This window comes from Protofrankia sp. CiP1_Cm_nod3 (genome assembly GCF_982290655.1).
On record NZ_CEVIVD010000151.1, the window covers coordinates 3815 to 11618 of the forward strand.

The 7804-nt window shown below is 67.8% G+C and carries 8 protein-coding genes; 6 read left to right on the plus strand and 2 right to left on the minus strand.

The window, feature by feature from the left end; translation table 11 throughout:
* The first annotated feature begins 10 nt into the window (after positions 1-10).
* Positions 11-337 (plus strand): hypothetical protein, encoded by a 327-nt coding sequence (locus tag AC5LUJ_RS20525; RefSeq protein ID WP_250284479.1) that lies wholly within the window; start codon positions 11-13, stop codon positions 335-337.
* A 14-nt stretch (positions 338-351) separates the two neighbouring features.
* Complete coding sequence (locus AC5LUJ_RS20530) at positions 352-627, plus strand: helix-turn-helix domain-containing protein (protein WP_250284481.1); 276 nt, start codon at positions 352-354, stop codon at positions 625-627.
* A 172-nt stretch (positions 628-799) separates the two neighbouring features.
* Here AC5LUJ_RS20530 and AC5LUJ_RS20535 read toward each other — a convergent pair whose 3' ends face one another.
* A complete protein-coding gene (locus AC5LUJ_RS20535) occupies positions 800-1777 on the minus strand; it encodes a transposase (RefSeq protein ID WP_250284483.1) in 978 nt (325 codons plus the stop codon).
* A gap of 50 nt (positions 1778-1827) precedes the next feature.
* Here AC5LUJ_RS20535 and AC5LUJ_RS20540 point away from each other — a divergent pair, with 50 nt between their 5' ends.
* The gene (locus tag AC5LUJ_RS20540; RefSeq protein ID WP_250284486.1) at positions 1828-2400 is read left to right on the plus strand and encodes a hypothetical protein; all 573 of its coding nucleotides are present in this window, start codon (positions 1828-1830) and stop codon (positions 2398-2400) included.
* A 293-nt stretch (positions 2401-2693) separates the two neighbouring features.
* Here AC5LUJ_RS20540 and AC5LUJ_RS20545 read toward each other — a convergent pair whose 3' ends face one another.
* Entirely contained in the window at positions 2694-5381 is a 2688-nt protein-coding gene (locus AC5LUJ_RS20545; RefSeq protein ID WP_250284488.1) for a helix-turn-helix transcriptional regulator, read from the minus strand.
* Between the two features lie 160 nt (positions 5382-5541).
* Between AC5LUJ_RS20545 and AC5LUJ_RS20550 the strand changes: the two genes are divergently transcribed.
* From AC5LUJ_RS20550 to AC5LUJ_RS20560, 3 genes are all read left to right on the plus strand, one after another.
* Positions 5542-5772: a hypothetical protein gene (locus AC5LUJ_RS20550; RefSeq protein ID WP_250284490.1), complete on the plus strand. Its 231-nt coding sequence runs from the start codon at positions 5542-5544 to the stop codon at positions 5770-5772.
* 231 nt (positions 5773-6003) lie between these two features.
* Positions 6004-6933, plus strand: coding sequence for a hypothetical protein (locus tag AC5LUJ_RS20555; RefSeq protein WP_250284492.1), 930 nt, complete (start codon positions 6004-6006; stop codon positions 6931-6933).
* Between the two features lie 229 nt (positions 6934-7162).
* The gene (locus AC5LUJ_RS20560) at positions 7163-7774 is read left to right on the plus strand and encodes a hypothetical protein (protein ID WP_250284493.1); all 612 of its coding nucleotides are present in this window, start codon (positions 7163-7165) and stop codon (positions 7772-7774) included.
* Positions 7775-7804: the final 30 nt, after the last annotated feature.

The window sequence follows — 7804 nt, forward strand, 5'->3', positions numbered from 1 at the left end:
GTGAGCGTACATGTGCGGACTGTTCGGGATCGCCGGGACCGCCCCTGCGGAGCTCGATCCAGGGGCGAACGCCCGGCTGACCTGGGCACTGGGGCTGGCGTCCCAGGAACGCGGCGTCCACGGCGCCGGTGTGGCGTGTCTGTTCACCAGCTCGGCCACCCCCGAGGTGACCCCCACCGACCCGGCCGCCGTCGCCAACCTGAGCACGTCGCGGCTGCGGATCGTCAAGACCACGGGAGCATTCGAGACCATGCCATCGGCCACTCCGCCGGGTAATAGTGCTGGGTTCCTCAAGGCCGGGGTAGATCGGGCGAACCGGGGTATCAGCTCGCTTTGACCAGGGAGCACGTCATGCCCGCCTTCCTCTCCGCACGGCCACCCCGGAACCCGGCCGAGGAGAAAAAGATCCGTCAGCTGGCGGGTGCCCGGCACGCCCCGGCCGACTGGATCCTGCGTGCCAGGATCATCGCGGTCAGCTGGGCCGGCCAGCGCACCACACAGATCGCCACCGAACTGGAGTGTCATCCCAAGACGGTGCGGCGGTGGCTGCACCGGTTCAACCTGTCTTCCGCACGTGCGTGCGGTGAGACAGGTACGTGGTTTCTTGTTCGGATCACGTCTGGATGACCGTGATCTGTAGTGGCGGGTCTAGGACTGTTCGTGGCTGTGTCGGTCGCGATGGACTACGGGCCACCGAGCGTGGAGAAGCCGCTCGGCGCGCTCCCCGTCGTGCGTGACTACCTGGCCCGCCTCGATGTCGCGGGCACGATCGACCGGCTCGCCCCGATGCGTGACAAGGTCAACCGGGCCACCCACGGCGAGGTGATCGCCGCGCTGGTCGCCAACCGGCCGACCTCGCCGACACCGCTGCTGCACGTCGAACGGTGGGCACCTCACACCGCGCGTCGCGGTCGTAGGGGGAGGCCAAGCGACGATGCCCAGGCGGGACACCCTGCTTGTCGGCGTCCCGCTTCACGATCACCTCCCGTCCCCGGCTGTCGGTGGACAGGTAGTAGGTCTGCACCAGCATCTCGCGCAGGAACGCCACCGCGGGGATCTCGGGCAGCCAGCCGGGTGCGGTGGGCGTGCTCACCGCCCGGCACAACGCGAGCGCGTCTTGGCCGAACACCACCGTGAGGCGGTCCCGGGCCGTCGTCGACGACGGCATCGTCCACCCGTTGACACGCTCGCCGTAGCGGTGCGCCAACTCGTCGATGTCCAGGGTGTCGGCCAGCCAGTCCGGGGCCGCGACCGCGAGGGCCTCCAACGCCGCCCGCACACTCTCCCCGGCGAGTTCGGTCCGGTTCAGGTCCCGCACCGCGCTGATCACATGGGTGGAATCGGTGCGCGCCCGGCCACCGGCGCTGATCAGGCCCTGGTCACGGCAGATCTGCAGGAGCCGGTCGAAGACCACCCGTTCCAGGCCGTGGCCGGCCAGCCGGGCCCGGAACCGGGACAGCACGGTCGCGTCGAACCCGGTGTCAGTCAGCTCCGCGCCGAGGGCGTACTTCCAGTCGATCGCGCGGACCGCCATCGCCGCGGCCTGCCGGTCGGTCAGGTTCTCGGTGAACTGCAGCACCGTGACCAGCGACAACACCGCCGGCGGCAGACCCGGCGCTCCCCGCCGGCCGAACGCCGGGGTGAACGACTCGTCGACGAACACCTCGGCGAGGCGGTCCCGTAGCCGCATCGCCAACGTTCCCCGCGGGAACGCCGCCCGCGCGACCGCCACCGTCTGCGCCGGGATCTCCGGCAGCCCCTTCGGCTGCAACGACATGTGCCCTACCTCCCGCGGCCCATGAGGCGACCCGGACCGCACAGGAGATCATGCCGCACCCACGACACCCAGCCGAATTAAGCAGCAGAGTCACCCGCTACCTCAAAGCCACCACCAGCACCGACCCGGACACCGGGAAACCGGCCCCGACCTGGCACTTCGACCAGGCCGCCCTCGACGCTGAGGCCGCCACCGACGGCTGGTACGCCCTGCTGACCAACCTGGCACCCGATATCGGCCCGGCCGAGGCCCTCGCCCGCTACAAAGGCCAGGAAGTCGTCGAACGCCGCTACGGCGCGTTCAAGGGGCCGCTCGCGGTCGCGCCGATGTTCCTGCACTCCGACCAGCGGATCCACGCCCTCATCCACGTGATCTGCCTGGCCCTGCTCATCTTCTGCCTGGTCGAACGCCAAGCCCGCCTCGGCGCCGGCCCCGACGGGAAGATCCCCGGCCTCTACGCCGGTCGGCCCGCCCGCCCCACCGGAGCACTGCTCTTCAGCACACCGAGCAGGCTGCGCCTCGTGCCCGCCCGGGGCGACCAAGCCGCCTGCATCCCCCGCCCATCGGCTTTGCACCAGCACCTGCTCACCATTCTCGGCGTCGACCCGACCCGACCACCTTGATCGGAAACCGGGCCGGTCAAGGCATCGAAATCCCATGTGCGGAAGACGGGGCTAGACGGTGCCACTACCGTCGTGGCTACGTGAAGGGAGAAACGCGGTGTCTCAGCATGCTGTCCGCCACACCTCGGTCGTCAACGTCTGCGTCGTGCTGCGCCGGCCTGACGGGATGGTCCTGCTCGCAGCGCGGGCGTTGCGATCCGCGAGATGATCTCGGCAATGTGGAGAGGATCGCTGCGGTTTCCCTGGCAGGACCGGGCGTCGGCCGGGCCGGACTACCTCTGCGAAGATCGCGTTCATTCCGGCAGCGGACGGTTCGGTGCTGGTCCGAAGATCTCGCGAAGCCTGTGGCGATCGTTGATGCCGATCTTTGCGAAGATCCGGCCCATGTGGCTCTCGACGGTACGCTCGGACAATTCGAGTTGCCCCGCGATCTGCAGATTGCTCAGCCCGCCGGCCGCGAGCGTCGCGACATGGCGCTCTCGCGGTGTCAGGTTGAGTGTCCGTGCCCGGAGTACGGCGGGGGACGGGCTTCCGTCGATGTGCTCGGCCAGCAGGGATGCCCGCGCGTGGGCGACGGCGGCGTCCTGGGGGCGCCCCGTGGCTTCGAGGATGGCTGCGGCCTGGCCGGTCGCGTCAGCGGCGAAGGGCCACAAGTTGGCGGCCGCCCATCGATCGGACACCGCGCGGAGGCTGTCGGCGTCGGCGGCCGCGAGCGCGGCGGCGTGTTCGAGGGCGATCTGAGCGAATGGTCCCTCGACTCTGCCGATGACCTCGATCGCGTCGGGCGGTAGCACCACGTTCAAGCGGGTCAGTTCGTGCCAGGCATGCGCGGCGACGACATAGGCGCCGCGTTCTGCCGCAGAGCGTGCAAAGGCCTCGGCTGCCTGGGCTGCGTCGTCGGTCCTCCCGCCTTGGATGACGAGGCGGATCGCGGCGAACCGGTGGGCGTAATCATGGATACCCCACGACTGCTCGGCCAGGCCTTCCGATTCGTCGAGGGCTGCCGCGGCCGCCGCATGGTTGCCCAACTGGCTGTGGCAGTGCGCGAGTTCGCCGAGCGCCGAGCCGCGCACATCCTGCGAACGCGCCACCATGTCACGGGCGACGACGAGGGCATCCGCGTAGCGGCCCTGCAACCGCGACGACCAGCACTCGACAAGGCCGAGCACGCCCTCGGCCACCGGCCAGTCGCCGGACGGGGCCAACGCCGACCAGGCGGCGAGTTCGCTGTCGGCGTCGGCCGGACGGCCGGCGACCACATCGGCGACGGCGATCGTCATGACCAGGAACGGGGCGAGGCTGGGTCGCGCGTCACGCCAGCCCTGCCACTCGGACAGTGTCTGCTGGGCCAGTTGGACGCCCTGCGTAAGGGAGCCGGCATGGACGAGCATCCAGGCCGCGACCGTCTGCAGGTGTGCTCGCGGACCGGGAAGCAGCTGCCGGTCCCGCTGTTCCAGATGCCTCAGCGCCAGATCACGGGCATCGTGGACGCGCCCGGCGAAGCCCCAGAGCGCAGTACGCCCGCACACCATCTCATCCAGCGCCGCCTGAACCTCCTCTCCGTCCGCACCGCGTGGCACAGGCTCGGCCGACAGGGCCGCCTCCTCCTCGTCCAGCCGTGCTTCGGCCGCGGCGAGCTTTCCCAGCCCGACGCCGAGCTCGAATGCCTCCGCGTATACCGCTGCGGCGCGTTCCAGCGGCGATCGAGCCTGCAGAAAGGCGCTGCGCGCGACTTCGATCGCGCTGTGCCACTGCCCGGAGGAGGCGAGGATGAGCGACATATCGACTGCGGTCGAAGCATCCGCGCCCGCGGCAAGGGCAGCCCGAGCCAGGCGGTTCGCGGCCTGGAAGTCGTACAGCGCGAACGCCTGCCGTGCCGCACCGGCGAGTGTGGCCGCGTGGCCGGGCAGGTCGCCGTCCATCTGCCAAAGTGCGACGCGCAGCAGGTCGCCGCGGCGTCGAGCACCGAGGGTCTGGACGGCATCTGCCAGCTCGCGGGACATCCGGCCCATCCGCGTGACCGGCATGGCCTTCCGGAGGACGGTCGCATACAGCGGGTGTTGGAGCCGGGCTTCCAGCCGGTGGTCGTTCCGCTCGACGCGGATCAGTCGCGCGGCCTCCGCCTCTTCGACTGCGGCGGCCGAGGTCAGCGCGACGAGGACGGTGACGCCGATCGGCTCCGACAGCGCCAGGTACTCCAAGACTGTGACGGCTTCGGCTTCGGCTTCGGCTCCGGCACGCTCGAACCTGCCCGACAACGTGTCGATCGCCGAGTTTCCCAACAAGGGCTGACCGCTCCACACCCACACGCCGTCGTGCTGTCCGAGCGTACCAGCGACCTTCCCCGCCGTGATCAGCGCTTCCAGTAACACGAGATTCCCACCGGTAATGGAGCGGAGCTCCGAGACCGTACGGGCGTGCACCGGCCCGCCGAGAACCCGTTGCAGCAGGTCCCTGACATTGGGATCGCCCAAGGGGGCTAGATCGTGACGGACCAGGACCCGGTCCCGCCACAGATCCTTGACCTCGTCGTCGGCGGGCTCGTCGACGTTGACCGTCGCAAGGATGTGGATCCGGGGTTTGCCCGCGACCAGGTGCAGGGCGGCGGCTGACTGCGGGTCGAGGAACTGCAAGTCGTCGACGACCAGCACGAGCCGCCCGTCACCAGTCAGTGACTCGGCATACCGCCGGATCCGTTCAGCCTCCCATTTCGGCGTGTTGTGCGGCCCCCGCCGTGACGACCCGGCTGGGTAGATCGCGTCGAGGACCTCGAACGACATCCGATGCAGAATCCGCGTCGGGTGCATCCTGACGGTCACAAAATGCGGCGGCAAGGCGCAGACGGCCTCGTCCACCAGCCTGGTCTTCCCCACCCCGGACGTCCCGGCCACGATCAGCCCCGGGCTTGCGCTGCGCTTCAGCGTCGCGACGATCTCGCGCACTTGGTCCGCGCGCCCGATGAACGGCCAGGCAAGCGTCATGGCCGGATGCTATCCGCAGCGGCCGCATCCCGACCAGTGTCGCAGAGTTCTTCAATACGTACTCCAGTACGCAAAGGCCGCGGAGTTCGCGCCTAGGTACCGGACGGCCGACCATCGCCGACAGTAGCTTCGAAATGACGCATCGATCGAAGGAGCGGCTATGGCGGCAGTGATCCAATGCGACACCTGCGGCACCGTCGGGCCCGAGCTCAAGATCAAGGGCTGTCCCCACTGCGGCAGGCACATCTGTCAGGACTGCGGCCGCGCCGCGGTGGGCCAGGTTCCGAACATCGGAACGGTCAAAAGAGTCTTGCTGCTGCTCGTCGGGGTCTGCCCGAGTTGCCGTGACCCCGACGCTCCGCTCGTCTCGGTCGTGCTGTCGAGCTGGTGAGGCCCAGCATGGCCGCGTCTCAGGTAGCCAAAGCAGCCAAGTCGAGCATCCGGCCGGCGGGCACACGGCGATTGGGAATCGAATTCCACGGTCACCCCGCAGCACGCGCCGTGAAAGCGCGTGCCTACCACGGCATGCACGAACCAGAAGAGGAGAAAGCGAGTGAAGACTCCACCGAGGGCGGCCCATCGATGTCGGAACAGATCCTTCGTTCTCCGCGTTGCAGCACTGGTGGTCGTCAACGCCACTTTCCTTGCTGCGTGCGGAAAATCCGCAGTGCCGTCCCCAGTCCACAGCGATAGCGGCGCCAGCTCGGCCGGGCTGGCATCAACAATCAGCCATTCTGGTGGCCCGTCCGGCACGAATGTTCCGTCCACTAGGTCGGCCGCCTCAGTAACGACTGACAGTGATGCGTCGGCGAGCATACCGTCGAGCCTGGTCGGCGACTGGGCGATCGTCGGCTCCGGCGTCACCGGGCATGGCGCGGCGAACGAGTACTCCTTCACCGCTGACGGCAAGGTCATTCATACTCTCACCAACGACCTCTTCAACAGCCAATGCTCCGGCACTGTCTCCGTTGCCGGCGACACGCTGCGATTCCACTTCACAAGTGCGAACTGCCAGGGCGGAGACGCCGTGAAATGGTCCGTTCGCGGTTCACTGCTAACCCTCGGCGGGAACCGTTACACAAAGAGCGGTGCTCCGCTGCTGGCTGCGGACTGCGCGACTGGCTTGTGGAGCCTTGAGGACGCCGGCTCCTGGTACGAGGAGGATCCCATGTCGGTCTGGGATCGCAGCGCTACCGGCACCGTCACCGTCCAGGCCCACGACGGAGCCACCCGCACGGTTGAACTCCGTCCGGACGGTACGGGCAGTGACAAGTTCGACGCGAGGCTCCTCGGTTACGGCGACGACCACCGGCTATACGAGATCTACGAGTCTGGGAACATCTCGTTCCGCTACTCGATCAGCGGCAGCACACTCACGTACTCGTCCGTGAGTGGCGCGATCTCGGTGATGCTCGCGCTGGATGGCTCTCATGGCAGCCCGAAGCAGGCCAGCCTCTCAAAGCTCGACCCCGAAAACATCGACTGCTCAGCAGAGGAGATGACCTACCAGGACACCGGGTCCAACGTACTGTTCGTCAGGAATCAGGGCTAGCAGTCACACGTATCTCCACCATATGTCCTTTGTTCCCTGGTTCGAGCGTTGGCACCGTGCAGCTGTCAGCCCCGCTGTCGCAGAACCAACCCGACTGCACCATGGTCGGCCTGGGCCTCTCCGCCACCGACTACAACATCTGATGGCTACGAAAGACGAAGACCACGCGCACCCGCACCCGCAGACCCGGCCGCGGCCAGCATGTGGACTACCGATGGGAAGGATTTCGATGTCCGACTACCAGTACGAACAAGCACGCGACGATCAGCGTCGTCTTGACGAGCAACGTGAGAACACACGGATCTTCGACCAGGTGACGCAAAGACAGCTCGACGATGCCCGTTCGGCACGGGAGCGTGACGACGCTTTGTCGGGCGGAAGCACGGTTCGCGGCACGCTCCCGTCGTTCCCGGTGGTGTACCCCGGAGGGAGGCCATCGCGGTCTACTTGGCGCCGAGAGAACCGGCCGCTGACCCGCGACATCACCAAGACGATGAAGGACCTGAGGGCGCTCGCAAGCGGCACATCTCCACCTAGCTGGTGGAAGCGCAACCATGTCACTGGATGGCTGGCGGCGGCCGCCGCAGCCATTGTCGCGGTCGCGGCTCTAGCGGAGGACCAAAAGCAGCGTGAGGCCGAGGCGACCTCCGGCCAGGCCGCGTACGACGAGTCGGACCATGACGAGACGGAGTACGTAAGGACCCGTGCGATCGCAGCGGAGCACGAATCGAGACTCGCCGCCGAGTGGGAATACGGAAAGGCATATGCGGCAGCCGAGGACGAAGCAAGCCCGCTCCCGGCACCTCCGCTTTCTTCAGGGGACGTGCCCCCGGCCTCGTAGGCCACTGCCCTAAGCTTGTCGTTTAACTGG

Coding starts and splice junctions, on each gene's coding strand:
- AC5LUJ_RS20545 (WP_250284488.1), bottom strand. CDS start 5,381: ATGACGCTTGCCTGGCCGTTCATCGGGCGCGCGGACCAAGTGCGCGAG.
- AC5LUJ_RS20535 (WP_250284483.1), bottom strand. CDS start 1,777: ATGTCGTTGCAGCCGAAGGGGCTGCCGGAGATCCCGGCGCAGACGGTG.
- AC5LUJ_RS20560 (WP_250284493.1), top strand. CDS start 7,163: ATGTCCGACTACCAGTACGAACAAGCACGCGACGATCAGCGTCGTCTT.
- AC5LUJ_RS20525 (WP_250284479.1), top strand. CDS start 11: ATGTGCGGACTGTTCGGGATCGCCGGGACCGCCCCTGCGGAGCTCGAT.
- AC5LUJ_RS20530 (WP_250284481.1), top strand. CDS start 352: ATGCCCGCCTTCCTCTCCGCACGGCCACCCCGGAACCCGGCCGAGGAG.
- AC5LUJ_RS20540 (WP_250284486.1), top strand. CDS start 1,828: ATGCCGCACCCACGACACCCAGCCGAATTAAGCAGCAGAGTCACCCGC.
- AC5LUJ_RS20550 (WP_250284490.1), top strand. CDS start 5,542: ATGGCGGCAGTGATCCAATGCGACACCTGCGGCACCGTCGGGCCCGAG.